Source organism: Streptomyces sp. NPDC047971 (assembly GCF_040653355.1).
Lineage (GTDB): Bacteria > Actinomycetota > Actinomycetes > Streptomycetales > Streptomycetaceae > Streptomyces.
The window spans coordinates 36,803-54,538 of record NZ_JBEZNW010000045.1 but is presented as its reverse complement, the minus strand read 5'-3'; the positions used below and the strand labels follow the sequence as shown (position 1 = coordinate 54,538).

Below are 17,736 nucleotides of genomic sequence, written 5' to 3'. Positions count from 1 at the left end.
GCCTTTGCCTTCGCCGCACCGGCACCCGCCGGTCCTTGCTATGCCCTTGCCGAGAGCGGTGCCGCGGTCGGGGGTCGGGGGAGCCGCGGCGGGACCGGGACCGCGGCCGCCGCCCGCCCCCCCCCCGCCCCCACCGCTATCTCCCGCCCGCGCAGCGGCGCCGGCACGCAGCGCGGGCGGGTGGCGGCGTCGCGGTTCAGCCCGCGTCGCGGTTCAGCCCGCCCGCGTCGCGGTTCAGCCCGCCCGCGTCGCGGTTCAGCCCGCGTCGCGCTCCACCGGGATCCACACCTCCGCGTCCGCGTGCGTACCGTCCTCGGACACCCGCGTGCGCGACAGCGACGGGCCCGGCCGGCTCCGGAACGGATTCGACGGGAACCACTGCGTGTACACGTCCCGCCACAGGTACTGGACCGCCAGCGGGAACTCCCCCGACGATTCGAACACCGCCCACGTCCCCGGCTCGACGTCGAGGCTCTGCGAAGCCCCGGGCACCTCCTCGTCGCTCACCACCCCGTGGAAGTAGTCGAGTTCGGTGCCTTCCGCGTCCTCCGCGGCATGGTTGCTGACGGCGGCCACGACCCCGCCGGGCTCCCCGGTCGCGTGCTCCTCCCAGCGCCCCAGGGTCTCCTTGCCGATGCTCTTGACGAACTCCACGATGGCCGGGTTCATCCCCTCGTAGACCAACGGGACGCGTGTCCCCCTGCCCACCAGCGTGAACCCGTCCTTCTCCACGACCCGATAGCGCATACTGCTGCTCCCCTCGACGATCAATCGGAAGGACATCCGCGGCTGGGAGACCAGGGCCGCACCCGTCCGCCGCGCCTCACCGGGGCCCACCCCGTGCACGGCGCGGAAGGCACGAGCGAACGCCTCGCCCGAGCCGTACCCGTGACGTACCGCGATGTCGAGCAACGTCCGCTGCCCGCCGAGCACCTCGGCGCCGCAGAGCGTCATCCGTCGCCGACGGATGTACTCGGAGAGCGGCATGCCTGCCAGCGCCGAGAACATCCGCCGGAAGTGGTACTCCGACGTCAACGCGATGCGGGCCAGCTCGGCCGCGTCGATGGGCTCGTCGAGGTGCTCCTCGATGTGGTCCATGGCCTGATTCAGCCGCTCCAGCACTCCTGGCCGTCCTTCCCTCAACTGACCCCCACGCTAGGCAACCGCCACCCTGCCGGACCCGACATCCCGTGCCCGCATCGATCGGGTCGGTGGTCGCGCCCTATGAGGGCGTGGCCGCGGGCCGGGCGCCGGCGGCCCGGATCGCGCTGACGGCCAGGGCGATGGCCACGAGGTTGAGGGGGAAGGCGACGAACTCGGCCGGCCCGCTCACGCCGACCCCGCGGAGGAGGCTCGCCGCGGCCGCGACGAGCAGGAGGGCGAGAGGAAGGTAGCGGCGCCAGGCGGGCAGGGTCCGGACGCGGGCGGCCTTGACGGTGAGGGTCAGGGCGCAGGCGAAGAGGACGACGTACAGGACGAACGGCAGCACGGGCGGACTGTTCCTTTGCGAGGTCGGCGGTCAGGGTTCGACGAGCTCGACGAGGATGCGCGTACCGGGTCGGCGCGAGGCGGTCCCCGAGGCGTCGATGTCGAGGACCGGCGCCACAGCGGTGGCCGGAACAGCGGCGGTCAGCAGGGGAGTTCGCCGGTGGACCGACATGCCTCCACGCCTCCCCGGCCTGCCATCCAGATGCCGTGAGCTGCGACGAAGCCTACGTCCCCCGCCTCATCCTCACCGCGTCGGAACGGTCGTGTCGATCCGTGTCGACACCCATATTTCGGTCATCGGGAAAGTGGCACTATGGGGCGGCCGAGCGGCCGCCTCCGGCCCGTGGTCGCCGCCGCCCACCGCATCGGCATCATGCACGGAATGACTGTGAGGGGAATCGTTGTGCCTGCTCCACGGATGAGCTCGACACCGTTGCCGGGTATCGGAGTCCAGTACGACCTGACCACCCGCGAGCACCGTCACCTGTCGGTCATCGCGCACCGCGACGGGACACGGACCGTCAATCTGTACGAGCGGGACGACCCCGACGCCTGTGCACAGTCGCTGCATCTGACCGGAGCGGAGACGGCCTCGCTGATCGACGCGCTGATGCCGGCACATCACAGTCCCAATCTGCTGCACACCACCGACTTGGGGCTGATCGCCGAAAGGATCGAGCTGTCGGCCCACTCCCACTGGAACGGGCGCCTGCTGGGCGAGACCCGGATGCGCACCGAGACGGGCGCCTCGATCGTGGCCGTGCTGCGCCGGGCGGAAGCCCGTCCCTCCCCCGCCCCCGACTTCCGTCTGGCCGGCGGGGACACCCTGATCGTCATCGGCACCCGCGAGGGTGTCGACGCCGCTGCGGCGATACTCGGACGGACGTGATCGCCTGTGCATTCCGCTCTCTTCCTGATCGAGTTCGGCGCGATCATCCTGGGGCTGGGGCTCCTCGGCCGGGTCGCCGGACGGTTGAAGTTCTCTCCGATACCCCTGTATCTGCTGGCCGGTCTCGCCTTCGGTGAGGGCGGGCTCCTGCCGATGGGGGCGAGCGAGGAGTTCGTCGCGATCGGCGCCGAGATCGGCGTCATCCTGCTGCTGCTCATGCTGGGCCTGGAGTACACGGCCAGCGACCTGGTCTCCAACCTCAAGACCCAGTACCCGGCGGGACTTGTCGACTTCGGTCTCAACGCCGTGCCCGGCGCGGTCGCCGCGCTGCTCATGGGCTGGGGCCCGGTCGCGGCGGTGGTGCTGGCGGGGGTCACCTGGATCTCGTCCTCGGGCGTGATCGCCAAGGTCATGGGCGACCTCGGCCGGGTCGGCAACCGCGAGACACCGGTCATCCTCAGCATCCTGGTGCTGGAGGACCTGGCGATGGCCGTCTACCTCCCCATCATCACCGCGCTGCTGGCGGGAGTGAGCCTGGCCGCCGGGAGCGTGACGCTGGCCATCGCGCTCGGCGTCGCGGGAGCGGTGCTGTTCGTCGCCGTGCGCTTCGGGCGGGTGATCTCACGGTTCGTCTCCAGCGACGACCCCGAGAAGCTCCTGCTGGTGGTCCTCGGCCTCACCCTCCTCGTCGCGGGTATCGCCCAGCAGCTCCAGGTCTCCGCCGCCGTCGGGGCGTTCCTCGTGGGCATCGCCCTGTCCGGGGAGGTGGCCGAGGGCACGCACACGCTGCTCAGCCCCCTGCGGGACCTGTTCGCCGCCGTGTTCTTCGTCTTCTTCGGCCTGCACACCGACCCCGCGAGCATCCCGCCCGTGCTGCTGCCGGCGCTGGCCCTCGCGGTGGTCACCGCGCTGACGAAGATCGCCACCGGGTACTGGGCGGCGAAACGGGCGGGGATCGGTGTGAAGGGCCGCTGGCGTGCCGGCGGGACGCTCGTCGCGCGCGGCGAGTTCTCCATCGTCATCGCGGGCCTGGCGGTCACCGCCGGGATCGAGCCGGCCCTCGGCCCGCTCGCCACCGCCTACGTCCTCATCCTGGTCGTGATCGGTCCGCTCACCGCTCGCTACACCGAACCGGCCGCTGCCTGGCTCACCCGCCGCCGCGCCCCCGAGGGCCCGCTCCTGGGAGCCGTCCCCTCTCCTTCGAGTTCCCGGGAGGAGGTCCAGGAGCAGACGAACGACGCGGCCGGCCGCGCGTGAGCGAGGAGACCTGGGCGGCGGTCACCAGCCGGGACACCGTGCTGGTGCTCGCCGCCCTGTCGGTCTACCTGGGTGGCGCCGTCGGATTCGCGCGTCGGCTTCCTCGCCTGCTGATGCGTCACCCGGACTGGCGGCGTACGGCTGCGTACGATCCCCTCCCCGGTGCCGTCACCCTCACGGTGCTGATCGCCCTGTGGCCGGCGGCCGTCGTGTACGTGGCCTGCACGATCGCCGTCAGCCGTCGCGGGCGGTGATCCCCGAGTCGTCGCCGTCGGGGTCGGCTCCGCCGTGCTCGCCGAGCCAGCGGGCGAGCTTCCCGCGCCTGCCCACGGCACGCAGACGCCGTTCCGTGGCCTGTCGTGCGGCCGGGGTGCTGACGAGGAGCAGTTCGTCTCCGGTGGTGAGCACCGTCTCGGGTCCCGGCACGAGTGTGGCGCCGTCGCGGACGAGGAAGGTGATCACGGCCGGTGGCGGAAGGCGCAGCTCGAAGACGGCGACGCCGTGGAGCCGCGAGCCGGGCGGAACGGTGACGGTCAGCAGGTCGGCGTCGAGGATGTCCAAGGGCGCGCTCTCGACCTGTATCTCCCTCAGGGCACCCGTCCTGACGACGTGGAGGAGACGGGCGGCCGCGGGGAGGGTGGGGCCCTGGACGAGGGTGAAGACGACGACGAGGACGAAGACGATGTTGAGCAGGTGCCGTGCGCCGTCCACGGCAGCGACGATGGGGAAGGTGGCGAGCACGATGGGCACGGCGCCGCGCAGGCCGGCCCAGGAGATGAACGCCTGTTCCCTCCATGGCATGCGGAAGGGCAGCAGGCAGGCGGCGACCGACACGGGGCGGGCGATCAGCAGCAGGACGAGCCCGACGGCGAGGGCGGGCAGGATCGCGCCGGGGAGTTCGCTGGGGTCGACGAGCAGGCCGAGCATGACGAACAGACCGATCTGGGCGAGCCAGCCCGTGCCTTCGGCGAACGACCGTGTCGCCGCGCGGTGGGGCAGGCGCGAGTTCCCCAGGACCAGTCCGGCCAGGTAGGCGGCGATGATGCCGCTCGCGTTGAGAGCGCCTGCGGCCGCGAAGGCGATGATGCCGAAGCCGACGGTGGCCAGCGGATAGAGCCCGGTGGCCGGCAGCGCGATGTGGCGGAGTGCGGCCACCCCGACGCGGCCGACGGCCAGGCCCAGGACTCCTCCGACGACGAGTTGGTAGAGGACGTTCCCGAGAATGGCGCCGGGGCCGGGGAGGTCGGCCGCGGCGGTGGAGAAGACGAGCACCAGGATGATGGTGGGGGCGTCGTTGAACCCGGATTCCGCCTCCAGAAGCCCTGTGGTCTTCCTGGGCAACGGCAGGGAGCGCAGGACGGCGAAGACGGCGGCCGCGTCGGTGGAGGAGACGATCGCGCCCAGCAGCAGGGCCAGGTGCCAGTCCATGCCGAGGAGGTAGTGGGCCCCGGCGCCGGTGACGCCGACGGACACCGCGACACCGACGGTGGCCAGCACTCCGGCCGGCGCCAGCAGCCGTCTGACGTCCGGCCAGTGGGTGCTCAGACCTCCCTCGACGAGGATGATCGCGAGGCCCGCCGTGCCCAGGGACTGGGCGAGCTGCGCGTCGTCGAACTCGATGCCGATCACGTCCTCGCCCGCGATCACCCCGACGGCGAGAAAGAACAGCAGGCTGGGCAGGCCGACGCGGTGCGCGGCGCGGGCCGCGGCGATGCTGGCCATGAGGACGGTGCCGCTCACGAGCAGCACCAGGTACAGCTGCTGCAGCGTCACGGCAGCCTCCTAGTGCTTGCGTCGGTGAAGGTGTCGCCGGCGGGTGTCGAGGAAGTTCACCGCGACCGCTGCTGTGACGAGGCCGGTCGCCAGCAGCAGTCCGTGTGGCACGAGCGCTCCCGCGACGATGGCGGCCAGCGCGAGGGCCAGCGCCAGCCAGGCCCGGCCGCGGCGGTACTCGCGAGGCCGCCGGGGGCGGCCCTCGCCCAGGCCACGGGCGAAGCGGGGGTCGTCGAGCCGCAGGAGGGCTTCGAGGTCGGCGATCCTCTCTTCATCGGATTCGCCCATCGCTGTCGACTCCCTTCGGTGGTCAGGCGAGCGCGAAGTAGCGCAGCCATACGTACAGGCCCGCGATGGTGATCGTGACGGCGGTGACCACCAGGCCGTAGCGGCTGAACTGCCGGAAGGAGATGTGGTGTCCGCTGCGGTCGGCGATGCCCACGGCGATGACATTGGCGGAGGAGGCGATGATCGTCGCGTTGACCCGATGCACTCGCTCGGTCGCGATCAGGACGTAAACAGTGGCAAACACCGCCACGGCAAGCCCCGACGTGACACTCACGACGGAAACACCCCGCGTGACTCGTCCGGCGGGACGGACAGGGAATCGCATCGCGCGAAAGCCGGCGGTGTAGTCATCGGCGCGGACTCCGTTCGTGCCGTGGCCTTGAACACAAAGCACCAGCCCGACGCGACACTCCTCGTTCCAGCGGCCGGATGGGGCCAAGCGGTTTTCCTTGCCACCACCCTCACCCGCGGCACCACTCACCGGCTATCGGGTCTGACACCCATTCTTCGCATTGCGGAAAACGACCGTCATTCACGTGCGAATATCGGTTGGATTCCTCAACTCACGGAATTCGGCACCGTGCGGAAATCCGCGGCGGGCGAGAACGACCCGGAAGGGCCCGCCTCGCCGGCGGCTCCCGCGATCAAGCGCGATGGACGGCGGATCGGCGCTCCGGACCTCGCGCGTCCGCCGACGGCGTGGGCACGACGGCCCATCGCCTGTGCCCGGCCGAGAGGCCGGGCACAGGCGATGCCATCGAGTGACGTCAGGCGCAGTCGTACTGCTTGGACAGGTTTCCGGCGGCCTCGACGAGGATGGTGCGCGAGTCCTTCATGAGGGACGCGTAGTTCCAGTCCCGTCCCACGACGGCGACCGGCGACACCGCGAGGGACACGGTGATGTATCGCGCGTCCGGCCTCCTCATCTTCTTCGCGCACCCGTCCGGCAGCTGGACCTCGCTCTTCCTCTGGCCCACCCATCCCGTGAGGCCCTCCCCCATGGGGGTGGCGCCCTCTGGTGGATCGCTCAGCGTGTTGCTGTGGTCCACATCCAGGGAGTACTGGAGCCGCATGGTGTCACCCCCCGGGTTCTCGCGATTGACGGAGCAGGTGGTGGAGAAGACCGGGTCCGCCTCCCCGCCTGCGGATCCCGAACCGTTCGACACGGACTCCTTCACGAGGAGAGCCCCGCCCTTGCCGTCCTCGAGCAGAGCCGCGGTCTTCTCCGTCAGCATCCCGAGGCAGAGGTTCTGCTCCCGCAGCTTCTTGAGCTCCGTCGGCCACAGGTTGATCGCCGTGACGACGGCCGCCGCGACGACGAGCACGGCGGGCAGGACGAGCCACTTCTTGTTCATCTACGGCTGTCCCATCTTCATCTGGGCGTCCTGGATTCCGTTCTGATACCACTGCTCGGCGGTCGGCTGGAGGCCGTCCTCGTACTCGCCGGGGCTCACGTCCAGCTCCGTCTCCGGGTCGAGTCCCTTCTCCGTCGCCATCCTCCGCATCATGGCGTACATCTGGTTCTCGCCGTTCTCGAAGTGGTTGACCATGTCGTTGCGGGTCGCCGCGTCCACCTTGGAATTGAGTTCGTTCATGTACGCGGCCGTGCCGACGTCGACCGAGCGCTGGATCGCGTCACCGGCGATGGGGATGGCCGTGAAGGGTGCGCCGATGACGTGGTAGTTCATCATCTTGTTCCAGCCGTTGGCGTCCTTCTCCGCCTGGCCGAGGTCGTAGATGACGTCGCCGCGTACGCCGTCGAGGTGGCCGAGCACCGAGGCCGACTGCTTGACCCAGGCACGCAGCTCGGGGTCTTCCTTGCGGTACGAGTCCTCGGGGAATCGGTTCAGCCCCTCGCCGATGACCACGGTCTGCGAGTGGTGCATGACGCCGAACGCCTTGGGGTCCTCGGCGACGCCGCGCATGAGCCGGGTCAGGTCGCCCCGCTCGATCGTGAGGTTGTTGAAGTCCGTCGGCCCGTCCATGTTCTTGCCGAGGATCTGGTGCACGTCCGACGCGTAGTCGCCGATCATGTTGCCCATGCTCGTACGCATCGCCACGGGCACCGGGCTCTGGTTCTTCTGGTCGTCCTTGTCCGTGTACTCCGCGGCGATCCGCTCGAAGATCGCCGTCTCCGCGCGGTCGTGGTGTGCGGGGACTCCGTGCAGCGGGCTGCCGGGCTCACGGCCGGTGGCCGCGGCCTCCAGGGCGGCGCCGAACTCGGTCCGGGCCGAGGTGCGCTGCGTCTCCTCGGGCATCTTGAACTCGACGTCGCCACCGGGCCACTTACGGTCCTCCATGAAGTACGTGAGGTTGTCCGTGGTGTTCGGGTCGAAGTAGTGCGTGGCCGCGGAGGGGTTGCGGCTCATCGCGTTCATCAGACCCTTCATCGGGTCCTCCTGCGTGCCCTGCCAGTTCTTCATGACGCCGTCGTAGGCGTCGTCGTTCTTCGTCTCCCACTCGCGGATGGTGTCGCCGACCTCGGTCAGGAAGGCTTCGCTGTAGCGCGGGTCGTCCTTGTCCTTGTCGTACGGGGATGCCTTCTCGTCGTTCGGGTCGTACGCCTTGTCGCCGACGTCGGCGGCCATCAGATCGGTGAGGTCCTTGAGGCTGGCCTGGCCGCCCCCGATGTATCCGGGGTGGCGGTTGGAGAGGCCGTTGCCGTCGCGGGCCGTGGAGATGAGCTTGTCGGTCCAGGCCGAGGTGAGACCGCCAGGGGTGCCGATCGACGAGTCGGGGCCGGTGGCGGTGGCGAGCGAGCCCGACAGGGCCTTGTACAGGCGGGCGTCGGCCGAGGAGAGCTGACCGTCGCGGCCGCCGGACTCCAGGCTGCCGGCGAGCAACAGCACGGCTTCCTGCTGGTCGCGGCCCCGGTAGCTGAGGTTCGTCATCAGCTGCTCGGCGAAGACCGGCGAGTTCTTGCCGCCCTCGGCGAGCTGGAGCAGCCGCTCGCGCTCCTTGTCGTCGAGGTGCTCCCAGCGGGCGTAGAGCTTGGCGGCCTCGCGGCCGTTCTCGGCCTGCTGCTTCTCCTCCTCGCGCATCCTCTTGGCGTCGGCGACTCCGCCGAGGTCGGTGCTGCCGAAGTCGTTGGGGTGGTTCTTGATCAGCGCGCGCAGGCCCCACGCGCACAGCTCGTCCGCTTCGGCGGCACGCTTGAGGATGCCCTCCAGCTTCTCCCGAAGGGCCGTGAACTGTGCTTCGGTGGCGACGTTCTCGGTGCTGTCCTTGGAGCGGCGGTCGGGGTGGACGCTGTGGCTGAGCACTCCGTTGGGGTAGATGGTGATGCCGGGCGGCGGGTTCTCGTAGGCGGCCTTGAGGTCGCTCTGGGCCGTCTTGAGGAGGGTGCTCGCGTCCTTGAGGAGGTCGCGTACGGACTCGGCCTCGGTGACGGCGTCGCCGAACTCCTTGGCCGTCTTGGTCACGAACTCCTTGGTGACGGAGGCGTTCTCGCCCTTCCAGGTGCACTTGTCGGCCTTGGACTTCATGGCCTTGGCATCGGTCTGGAGCGCCGTCAGCTTGGTGATCATCTCGCCCCACTGGGTGACAGCGGTGTCGAGCGGACCGAACTTCGCGTTGAGGAGCTGCTCGAAGCTGGGCATGGTGTGGCGGCTCCTTTACCGGAAGTACTTGTTGATCTGCGAGGCCGACACGGCGCCGTCCTTCCCCGGAAGGGGGGCGTAGTGTCGCAATTGAGCCTGGATCCAGTCGTCGTCTTCCTTGCGGGACTTCTTCGTGTGGTTCAGGTGGTTGGAGATGTGCGCGCAAGCCTGGAGCAGTGTCTTCACCTGCGTCTCCCAGGTCTTGTTCACCTCGGTGAGTGCCGAACCGCTGTCGAAACCGTCCCCCTTCAGGCTCGTTCCGGCGGTGTCGCTCGCGGCGCCCGCGTGCTTGCCACCCGGTTCGAGTCCGTTGAACAAGCCGTACGCCGAATGGCCGATGTCACCGAGTTCGTCATCGTGGACGACGTAATCCGCGGATCCCGACTTCGGCCCGGAACCGCCGGAATCCGTCGCCGGCGCCTGATTCAGCCGCATACCCGCGGTCTTCGCCGCGCCCCACTCATCGTCAAATGACACGTCTGACATCCCCGTCATGTCGTTCGATCCCACAACTATGCGCCCGAGCGGCATACCTGAGCACCGAAGCACCGCAGGGAGGAAGCCGGTCGGGCGTCTCGGAATTCCAACGGCCGTACATGAACGGAACGTTGCTTCCGAAAACGACAGCCTAGGCTCACTCGGCCTTTCAGAAAATGGGTGTCGACACCCATGGACGTCATGATCGACATCGGCGAAAGTCGGTTCCGAGGCGTCTTCCGACCCTGTTCAGAGCCTCTGTCGGGCGCGTGGACGGGGCGTTATGGGTCACGCGCACTCTCGACCACGCGCTCCCCTGTCGAGCGACGGCACCCCGCGGAGCGGCGGCCTCGGCAACCGCCTCCTCAGGACCGTCGCCGCAGCGGCGTCTCCCCTGCAAGCTGCAAACGCGAGCGACAGGGCGTCAAGCCTGTGTGCCCGGGAACGCGCGGGGCTCCCGGGTACCGACTGTCACGCCTACCATCACACACATGTCGATCACTTCTCCCATACCCGTTCTCCACGCCGGCGGGGACGCCGTCGCGCTCGTGGAGAAGGAGGCGCTGACCGTGCGCCGACCGCACGAGCAGACGCACATTCCGCTGAAGGCCATCCGTCGCGTACTCGCCGAGGGGCAGTGCGTCACGATCGAGCTGATCACCGCGCCGACCACGGAGAAGGCGCATGTCCACCGGGTCTGGGATGTGAGGGACTCCGCGGCCGCCGTCGCCTTCGCCGATGCCGTGAACGCGGCTCTGCCGGCGCGGACCGAGGAGATGAAGACGATCGACGGCGCCGACCTCGTCACGGGTGAGCGCCTGTACCAGCCGAGCTACCAGAGGTGGCTTCGCGGAATGAAGCGCGGCGCACTCATCGCGACCCTGACGGCCATCGGCGCGTGCGTGCTCGTGGGCTTCATCGGAAGCCCGGCCGCCATGATCGTCATCATTCCGTTCAGCTTCATCGGGATACCGATCCTCGCGTTCGGCGTGTACCTCGCCTACTCACCGGTCGAGGAGCGGTACCTGCGGAAGCACGGCGTACGGACGGCCGCCGTCCGGCTCCAGGACGGCAGCTACGCGTACACGGATCCGGGCGGCTTGGTCCGCACCGTGCAGCACTCCATCCGGACGTGGAGCATCGACGCGGCGTACGACCCTCGTGACCCCGGCCGCGTCCTTCCGCTCCGGTCGCGCGGCCGGCGCATCCGGGAGGTCATCATCGTCGCGATCACCCTCCTCTTCGGCCTCCTCTTCACCGGCGGAGCCGTCGCCGCGGTGGTGGGCGCCTTCCTCGGCGAGTTCGACAGCCTGACCTGAGCCGACCCACCGCGGGGGGGCCGCAGGTGTCCCGGGCGGGGCCGCAGGTGTCGTGGGCAGGGCCGCAGGTGTCCTGGGCGGGGGAAATGATGAGCGAGCGGCGACCATGGCGACGACAATGCTCCGGGTGCCTGATTCGGCATGTCATGACCAGATGAAAGGTGCCCGCGATGAGCCAGTATTTCGACCTCGGTGACGAGACACTGTGGAACCCGTCGAATGGAGCGTCCCGCCTGTTCCAGCGCCAGGTGGACGTGTTCGAAGCGGAATTGGGGGTCCCCTCCGGTATCGGGCCGATGGAGAACGACGAATGCCAGATCAGCCTCGACACCTTTGAGGTCTTCGTTCATGCCCTTCTGGCGAAGCACCGAAGAACCAGCCACATGATCCTGCTCGCGCTCTCCGAAGGCTTCACCGCCACGGTCCTGGTCCTTGCGGAGCGCGCCCGCATCGAGGTCGACTGGGCACGGCTCGGAGCCCCCTCGGACGCGGTTCTCCGGGACGTGCAGATATCCACCAACGGGATGGCCCTCCCCCCGGAAGGCGGAGCCTGGGCTGAGAGCCTGCGGGAAAGGGCACGAGAGCTGGGACGGGGCATGCCTCGCTGACGGGGGCATGGGCTGCAGAGCTCGTCCGGACCCTTCATCAGGTGGAGGGTGAGGTTGAGGGACTGGCCACACCGACCATAGGACCGGCCCGGGCGCCGAGTTGAACGCACGAGCGCCTGAGACGTCTCGCATCCGGATGCCGGTGCCGGTGCCTATGTCGGTGCCAGTCGAGCGTGACGGTCTACGTCATGTCGAGGACCGGGAGCTGTTCGGGTCCACGATCACAAAGGGCCCAGCACCTCCTGGGGTTCGGCTGCGAGATCAAGGGTTTCGAGCACGGTGAGCAGTTGCCGTTCTTCGTAGCGGAAGTGGTTCTCCATCAGCGCGGCGATGCCTTCGAGGTGCTGGTCGAGCTCTTCCGGCGGCGCCGCCCGGTCGACCGCGGTGCGCAGGCCCCCGAGCAGGTGGGCGATCATCGAGTGATCCTGCTCGAGCGAGCGGAGTACCGGTCGAAGCTCCGGATGCGCCGCTGCGATCGCGGGAAACAGGGTGCGGTCCTCACCTTGATGGTGTCCGTCGAGAGCCGTGCAGAAGCCATGGCAGTACAGCAGTAGCTCACGGGTAGCCGCCTCACCCGTGGTGCCGTCGACAAGAGCGGCGCGTGTCACGGACAGCGCTTCCCTCAGTTGGCCGTGCACTCGGCGGAGTTCTCGGCTCCAGGCGATGAGCCTGGTCGTCTCGCGCTCAGTCACGCGAGAACGAAGGGTGCGACGAGTACATCGTCGTCCTCCTTCGATTGGGCGCCTCCATGCCTGACACGGTCTGCCACCGGCACGCGACGCTGCCGACACACTACAACTCCCATGGTCGTGTCGACACCGCCGCCGGCCTTCGTCCGGGCCATGCGCAGCCAGGAATGTGCACCGCGGAGGAGCCCGACCTGACGGACTCCGGGGGCGTGGACCCCCTCCGACCCCGCCGTTCGCGTCAACATCAGGCTGATTCCATTCGAAAACCTCCGTACAGCAAGGGTGTTGCAGGGTGCTGTTCACGTGCGCGCATTACTCTTCGTTGACTCGCCTTTGAGCTTGCTTTGGTGAATTCCGACGATGGTGTGACCGGAAGGAGGAGTGTTCGTGCTGCCGTCCGTCCGCGCGTCCGTGGCCCTGCGCGCAGCCCTCCTTCTCGTCCTCGCTCTCGTCTGCGGCACCTGTGTTCTGCCCACCCCCGTCGGCTCTCCGCCCCAGCTCCAACAGCCCCGTGCACAGCAGGCCGCGCCGGCCGTGGCCCACGAGTCAGCGCACGCCGGGGGAAGCGAGGCCGAAACCCCCGGCGGTTCCGTCCTGCACCGCGACCGGCGGCGGCCGGCCACCGCTCCGGCAGGCCCTTCCGGCCCGCCCTCGGTCGTCACCCATGCGGCACCACCGACGGACCCACCGGTCGGCCGCAAGGGCGGCCCGGACACCCGGCCGAGAGCGCACGCCGCCCACGCCCCCTCCGCCCTCCAGGTGTTCCTCTGCTGACAGACGGCCCCACCATGCGCCGACCTGTCAGCCCGACGCGCCCCCACTGCGCGCCAGGAGGAAACATTCATGCAGCCCCTCATCGACAACGCCCGCCGATTCGGACAGCGCCCTGAGGAGTTCGCCCCGCACGCCGCGGGCCAGTCCCCGGCCGTCCTGTTCGTCACCTGCTCCGACTCCAGGGTCGTACCCGCCCTGATCACCGGTGCCCGCCCCGGCCAGCTCTTCGAACTGCGCACGGCAGGCGGCATCGTGCCCCCGTACGGCACCGGCGCCCCCAGCGGGGAGGCCGCCACCATCGAGTACGCCGTCGAGGTCCTCGGCGTCGAGGACGTCGTCGTCTGCGGACACTCCCACTGCGGTGCGGTGGGTGCCCTCGTCCGCGGCGACGACCTGAGCGCCGTGCCCGCCGTGCGTGACTGGCTCGCCCACGCCGCCCCCGACGGCGCCCCGGGGCGCCCGGACGACCCGGCCGTCACCGACGCCGTCCACGGACACGTCCTCACCCAACTGCTCCGGTTGCGCTCCTATCCCTGCGTCGAACGGAAGCTGGCGGAGCGCCGGCTGCGCTTGCGTGGCTGGTACTACGAGGTCCACACCGGTGCCGTCCTGGAATACCGCGCCGGTTCCGACGCCTTCGAGGCGCTGTGAGGAGGGACGTCCGGATGCCGCGCTCCTTCCCCTTCCTACGGCAGGACTTCGCCGCCTCGCTCGTCGTCTTCCTCGTCGCCCTCCCCCTCTGCCTCGGCGTCGCCGTCGCCTCGGGCGTTCCGGCCGAGCTGGGGCTCATCACCGGCATCGTCGGCGGCATCGTCACCGGCCTGATGCGCGGCAGCAGCCTCCAGGTCTCCGGCCCGGCGGCCGGCCTCACCGTCCTCGTCCTCGAGGCGGTACGTGCCTTCGGCCTCGGCGCGCTCGGCGTCATCGTGCTGGCGGCCGGGCTGCTCCAGATCGCCATGGGCCTCCTCCGGTGGGGCCGGTGGTTCCGCGCGATCTCGCTCTCGGTCGTCGAGGGCATGCTCGCGGGCATCGGTCTGGTCATCGTCGCCGGCCAGCTCTACGCCGCGGCGGGGATTCCGGCGCCCGAGTCGGGTCTCGACAAGCTCACCGGACTGCCGGGCGCTCTGGTCGAGGCACTGGGCAGCCGGACGGCCCTCGTGTCGCTCGCCGTCGGGGCCGGCACCATCCTCCTCATCGTCGGCTGGCGCCGGATGCCGCGCAGGGCCCGCGCGGTGCCGGGCGCTCTGGTGGCGGTCCTTCTGGCCACCCTCGTCACCGTGGCTTTCGGCCTCCCGGTCGAAACCGTGCAGGTGAGCGGCGTGCTGGAGGCCGTCCATCTGCCAGGAACCGAGGCCCTGTCGTCCCTGGCGGACCCCGCCCTCCTCGGGACGATCCTCGCTTTCGCCCTGATCGCCTCCGCCGAGTCGCTGTTCAGCGCGGCGGCGGTCGACCGGCTCCACTCGGGCCCCCGCACGGAGTACGACAGGGAGCTCGTCGCCCAGGGCGCGGGCAACACGCTGTGCGGCCTCCTCGGTGCTCTGCCGCTCACCGCGGTCATCGTGCGCAGCTCGGCCAACGTCGAGGCCGGGGCCAGGACGAAGGCGTCCCGGGTCCTCCACGGCGTCTGGCTGCTGCTCTTCGTCGCCCTGCTGCCCGCGGTCCTCGCGTACATTCCGCTGGCGGCGCTGGCGGGCATCCTCGTGCACGCCGGTTGGAAGCTCATCCCGTTCAAGGGGGTCATGACGCTCTGGCGCCGTCACCGGGGCGAGGCACTCGTCCTCGTGGCGACCGCGACGGCGATCGTCGCCGTCGGCATGTTCGAGGGCGTGTTGATCGGTCTCGTCCTGTCGGTGGCGAAGGCCGCGTGGGATGCCTCGCACCTCCGGATCGAGCACGGCGACGACGGCCGCGGCGCGATCCGTGTACGGATCCAGGGCACGGTCACGTTCCTGAAGCTCCCCCAGATACTCGACAGCCTGGAAGCCCTGCCGAGCGACCGTCGGGTGGTTCTGGACCTCTCTGGAGTCCACTACCTCGATCACGCCTGCCGGGCTGCGCTGGAGACATGGGCCGAACGGCACAGCGGCGCCGACGCCGACGCCGTCCGCGCCGACACAGCCCCCGACCGCCACACGGACGCCACCCAGAGTTCGGTGAGCGCCCCGCACTGAACCGGAAGGCCCACGGGGGACGACGTGCACCGCGTCGTCCCCCTTCGCGGTGGTCCTGGGGCCCGGCACCTTCCGGGCCGCAGTCCGTGGCCCGTGGCCCGTGGTCCATGGCCCGTGGGCCGTGGCCCGTGGGCCGTGGGCCGTGGGCCGTGGTCCGTGTCCGGCGGACCCCGACCTCAGAAGCCGACGATCCGGAACACGAAGAAGAGCGCGACCAGTGCGGCACCGGCGATGACAAGGGAGACCCACACCATCGGGTGCTCCCAGATACCGCCGTCGGCACGCTCCTGGTGGGCGGAGGACGTGGATCCCTCGGCGGGCGGAGTCTCCTGAGGAGGGACGAGCGGCTCGCTCATGGCTGCTCCTTCGAGAGGAACGGAACGGCTGATTGCCGCCATGACCTCACCGTCCTCCCCTTCCAGCGGGCTCGCCAGGTGCGTCGATCGCGCGTCGAAATACGGTCACCGCGCACAGGCGAGGGCGAGGGCGAGGCCGGCATCGGGCCGTACGCTCACGGACACCGTTCGTTCCTCAGACCCCTCCGGTGACCCCTCACGCCGCCCCACGCGGGCCGCTCGACCGGCTCGGCGGGCTCAGCGGGCGGCGGGCTCAGCGGGCTCCGAACGGCGCAAGGCGTGGTGCATCCGCGCGACGAGGCAGTACCGAAAGGAGAGACTGGCCGCACCGCTCCCGACGCACGGCAGCAAGGGACCCACATGCCCACTCTCGATCCGCCGCCCGTCGGTACAGGTGTCCCGGCGCCCCCGGACCTCCTCGGCCGCGTACCACCACTCCGACTCGACCCACGGTAGGAGGATCGCTCCCGTGCGCCTGCCCCTGGTCAGCACACTGCGCGAAAAGGCCGGCGAGTCGCTGCTGCGGCGCGTGGCGGGACCTACGGCCCATCAGAAGCGAGCCCGCATCCACGGAACGCCCGGTCCCCGTTGGTTCGCACCGGACAGGCCGGTGCGCACCGTGCATGCGGATGCCTCGATGTACATCGGAGGGCTGGCCGCTCTGCTGCTGCAGTCGCTGCATCCCGTCGCCATGGCGGCCGTGTGGGCGCACTCGGGATTTCGTGGAGACCCATGGGGTCGCCTGCAGCGGACCAGCACGTTCCTCGCGGAGACGACCTTCGCGACCGCGTCGGACGCCGAGCGCGCCGTCGAACGAGTCCGCGGCGTCCATGCGCGGGTGACCGGTACCTCGGCGGCAGGAGTGCGGTACCGGGCGTCCGATCCCGCGTTGCTCGCCTGGGTGCACATCGCCGAGACGTACTGCTTCCTGGAGGCACACCGGCGGTACGGTCGCATTCCACTGACCGCCGAGCAGCAGGACGGCTACGTCGAGGACATGGCGTCGGTCGCCCGCCGCCTGGGCGTCGTCGACCCGCCGATGACGGTCGCGGCTCTGGCCGCCTCGCTCGGCGCTCGGCGCGGTGAGCTGGCGCCGACGGAGGAGTCGGCGGCGACGGTGCGGTACTTGCTGGCCGCTCCTCCCCTGCCGCGGCCGGCCCGCATCCCGTACGCCCTGCTGGCTGCCGCCGCCGTCGACCTGCTGCCACCCTGGGCACAGGAGTGTCTCGACCTCCCCGGGAGGACCCGGCTGCTGCTGCGCGTCGCGCGACCTGGTGGATCGGCGGTCACATCGGCGATCCGCTGGGTGACGCCTCGTCCGCCCTCGCGCCCCGATGAGGTCGCTCGCTGACGTCCGGCATGTGGCGGGCTCGACACCGTTCTCCGTACATGGGCCACGTCGCCCTTGCGAGTGAGGAACGGCTCGGACCAGGGCGCGCGAGCCGACTGCATCCGGGAGGCGAGGCTCACCCGAAGCTGTGGTGAAGCGGCGCCTCGACCGAGGCGACTCCCCCACGAGGCGGCGGGCCTCCCGGGCCCCGTCCTCCTGTCTCGAAGCAGAGGTAGGCAATGAGTGCCCACGCATTCGAAGCGACTTCTCTGACGACCGCAGCCGGTGTATGGCAATCAGGGCTTGCTCAGGTCATCGGCGGACTCGTCCTCGTCGCTGTCATCATCGGAGCCTTCGCCCTCGGCATGAGGATCAAGGACAAGGAACTTCCCCCGCCCGATCCCGAGTCGCAGCCGCACCGGCCTCCGACCGACCGCCTGCCCGGCGAGATGTCGGAGTACCGGCGGCCTGCCGAGGTGCCTCTCACCGATGGCCCCCATCGGCTCACCCCCCACCAGCTCAAGGGTGGCGGCACCACGGGATCCGAAACGTCCCCCGAGCCGCCGAGCGAGGAACGCCGCAAGTGGGGTGGCATCTCCAGCGGCGGCTTCGGCAGCGGCGGAACGGGGCACGGGGACTGAGGTCGAGCCGAACACGGGGACCGAGGTCCCGTCGGCCACGCGGGCCGACGTCCCGTCGACGACGGGGACTGAGGCCC

General features: G+C 70.0%; 20 protein-coding genes and 1 pseudogene. 10 read left to right on the top strand and 11 right to left on the bottom strand.

What is annotated here, in order from left to right:
* Positions 1–105, top strand: a pseudogene (locus AB0D99_RS30625) (RNA polymerase subunit sigma-24); the annotation flags it as partial.
* Positions 106–255: 150 nt separating this feature from the next.
* Here the strand turns inward: AB0D99_RS30625 and AB0D99_RS30620 are convergent.
* From AB0D99_RS30620 to AB0D99_RS30610, 3 genes are all read right to left on the bottom strand, one after another.
* Positions 256–1,122: an AraC family transcriptional regulator gene (locus AB0D99_RS30620; RefSeq protein ID WP_362369499.1), complete on the bottom strand. Its 867-nt coding sequence runs from the start codon at positions 1,120–1,122 to the stop codon at positions 256–258.
* Between the two features lie 100 nt (positions 1,123–1,222).
* Entirely contained in the window at positions 1,223–1,489 is a 267-nt protein-coding gene (locus AB0D99_RS30615; protein ID WP_362369496.1) for a hypothetical protein, read from the bottom strand.
* A gap of 30 nt (positions 1,490–1,519) precedes the next feature.
* Positions 1,520–1,660 (bottom strand): hypothetical protein, encoded by a 141-nt coding sequence (locus AB0D99_RS30610; protein WP_362369493.1) that lies wholly within the window; start codon positions 1,658–1,660, stop codon positions 1,520–1,522.
* A gap of 246 nt (positions 1,661–1,906) precedes the next feature.
* Here AB0D99_RS30610 and AB0D99_RS30605 point away from each other — a divergent pair, with 246 nt between their 5' ends.
* The 3 genes from AB0D99_RS30605 to AB0D99_RS30595 are packed head-to-tail and all read left to right on the top strand — an operon-like array spanning position 1,907 to position 3,888.
* The gene (locus AB0D99_RS30605) at positions 1,907–2,377 is read left to right on the top strand and encodes a TrkA C-terminal domain-containing protein (protein WP_362369490.1); all 471 of its coding nucleotides are present in this window, start codon (positions 1,907–1,909) and stop codon (positions 2,375–2,377) included.
* Between the two features lie 6 nt (positions 2,378–2,383).
* On the top strand, positions 2,384–3,634 hold the full coding sequence (locus AB0D99_RS30600; RefSeq protein WP_362369487.1) for a cation:proton antiporter: 1,251 nt from the start codon (positions 2,384–2,386) through the stop codon (positions 3,632–3,634).
* Positions 3,631–3,888, top strand: coding sequence for a hypothetical protein (locus tag AB0D99_RS30595; protein WP_362369484.1), 258 nt, complete (start codon positions 3,631–3,633; stop codon positions 3,886–3,888). The genes AB0D99_RS30600 and AB0D99_RS30595 overlap by 4 nt, the downstream gene beginning before the upstream one ends.
* Here the strand turns inward: AB0D99_RS30595 and AB0D99_RS30590 are convergent.
* The 6 genes from AB0D99_RS30590 to AB0D99_RS30565 all read right to left on the bottom strand — a co-directional run bounded on the left by AB0D99_RS30590 (position 3,869) and on the right by AB0D99_RS30565 (position 9,825).
* Positions 3,869–5,407 carry a potassium/proton antiporter gene (locus tag AB0D99_RS30590; RefSeq protein WP_362369481.1) on the bottom strand — a complete coding sequence of 513 codons (1,539 nt, stop codon included), beginning with the start codon at positions 5,405–5,407 and terminating at the stop codon, positions 3,869–3,871. The genes AB0D99_RS30595 and AB0D99_RS30590 overlap by 20 nt on opposite strands.
* Before the next feature lie 9 nt (positions 5,408–5,416).
* Complete coding sequence (locus AB0D99_RS30585) at positions 5,417–5,695, bottom strand: DUF3040 domain-containing protein (protein WP_362369478.1); 279 nt, start codon at positions 5,693–5,695, stop codon at positions 5,417–5,419.
* 22 nt (positions 5,696–5,717) lie between these two features.
* Positions 5,718–5,969: a hypothetical protein gene (locus AB0D99_RS30580; RefSeq protein WP_362369511.1), complete on the bottom strand. Its 252-nt coding sequence runs from the start codon at positions 5,967–5,969 to the stop codon at positions 5,718–5,720.
* A gap of 493 nt (positions 5,970–6,462) precedes the next feature.
* Positions 6,463–7,050, bottom strand: a complete 588-nt coding sequence (locus tag AB0D99_RS30575; protein ID WP_362369474.1) for a hypothetical protein — start codon at positions 7,048–7,050, stop codon at positions 6,463–6,465.
* Entirely contained in the window at positions 7,051–9,294 is a 2,244-nt protein-coding gene (locus tag AB0D99_RS30570) for a DUF6571 family protein (RefSeq protein WP_362369471.1), read from the bottom strand.
* Positions 9,295–9,309: 15 nt separating this feature from the next.
* Positions 9,310–9,825 (bottom strand): hypothetical protein, encoded by a 516-nt coding sequence (locus tag AB0D99_RS30565; RefSeq protein WP_362369468.1) that lies wholly within the window; start codon positions 9,823–9,825, stop codon positions 9,310–9,312.
* A gap of 437 nt (positions 9,826–10,262) precedes the next feature.
* Here AB0D99_RS30565 and AB0D99_RS30560 point away from each other — a divergent pair, with 437 nt between their 5' ends.
* Together AB0D99_RS30560 and AB0D99_RS30555 are read left to right on the top strand one after the other, a co-directional pair.
* Positions 10,263–11,090 carry a hypothetical protein gene (locus AB0D99_RS30560; protein ID WP_362369465.1) on the top strand — a complete coding sequence of 276 codons (828 nt, stop codon included), beginning with the start codon at positions 10,263–10,265 and terminating at the stop codon, positions 11,088–11,090.
* 170 nt (positions 11,091–11,260) lie between these two features.
* Positions 11,261–11,698: a DUF6086 family protein gene (locus AB0D99_RS30555; RefSeq protein ID WP_362369462.1), complete on the top strand. Its 438-nt coding sequence runs from the start codon at positions 11,261–11,263 to the stop codon at positions 11,696–11,698.
* Between the two features lie 221 nt (positions 11,699–11,919).
* Here the strand turns inward: AB0D99_RS30555 and AB0D99_RS30550 are convergent, their stop codons facing one another.
* Positions 11,920–12,390: a hemerythrin domain-containing protein gene (locus AB0D99_RS30550; RefSeq protein WP_362369459.1), complete on the bottom strand. Its 471-nt coding sequence runs from the start codon at positions 12,388–12,390 to the stop codon at positions 11,920–11,922.
* 840 nt (positions 12,391–13,230) lie between these two features.
* Here AB0D99_RS30550 and AB0D99_RS30545 point away from each other — a divergent pair.
* Complete coding sequence (locus tag AB0D99_RS30545; RefSeq protein WP_362369456.1) at positions 13,231–13,812, top strand: carbonic anhydrase; 582 nt, start codon at positions 13,231–13,233, stop codon at positions 13,810–13,812.
* 14 nt (positions 13,813–13,826) lie between these two features.
* Positions 13,827–15,332: a SulP family inorganic anion transporter gene (locus AB0D99_RS30540; RefSeq protein ID WP_362369453.1), complete on the top strand. Its 1,506-nt coding sequence runs from the start codon at positions 13,827–13,829 to the stop codon at positions 15,330–15,332.
* Positions 15,333–15,508: 176 nt separating this feature from the next.
* Here AB0D99_RS30540 and AB0D99_RS30535 read toward each other — a convergent pair whose 3' ends face one another.
* Positions 15,509–15,688, bottom strand: a complete 180-nt coding sequence (locus AB0D99_RS30535; RefSeq protein WP_362369450.1) for a DUF6480 family protein — start codon at positions 15,686–15,688, stop codon at positions 15,509–15,511.
* Between the two features lie 469 nt (positions 15,689–16,157).
* Between AB0D99_RS30535 and AB0D99_RS30530 the strand changes: the two genes are divergently transcribed.
* Both AB0D99_RS30530 and AB0D99_RS30525 read left to right on the top strand, forming a co-directional pair.
* Positions 16,158–17,039, top strand: a complete 882-nt coding sequence (locus AB0D99_RS30530) for an oxygenase MpaB family protein (RefSeq protein ID WP_362369447.1) — start codon at positions 16,158–16,160, stop codon at positions 17,037–17,039.
* Between the two features lie 218 nt (positions 17,040–17,257).
* Positions 17,258–17,659 carry a DUF6479 family protein gene (locus AB0D99_RS30525; protein ID WP_362369444.1) on the top strand — a complete coding sequence of 134 codons (402 nt, stop codon included), beginning with the start codon at positions 17,258–17,260 and terminating at the stop codon, positions 17,657–17,659.
* The last annotated feature ends 77 nt before the right edge of the window (positions 17,660–17,736 follow it).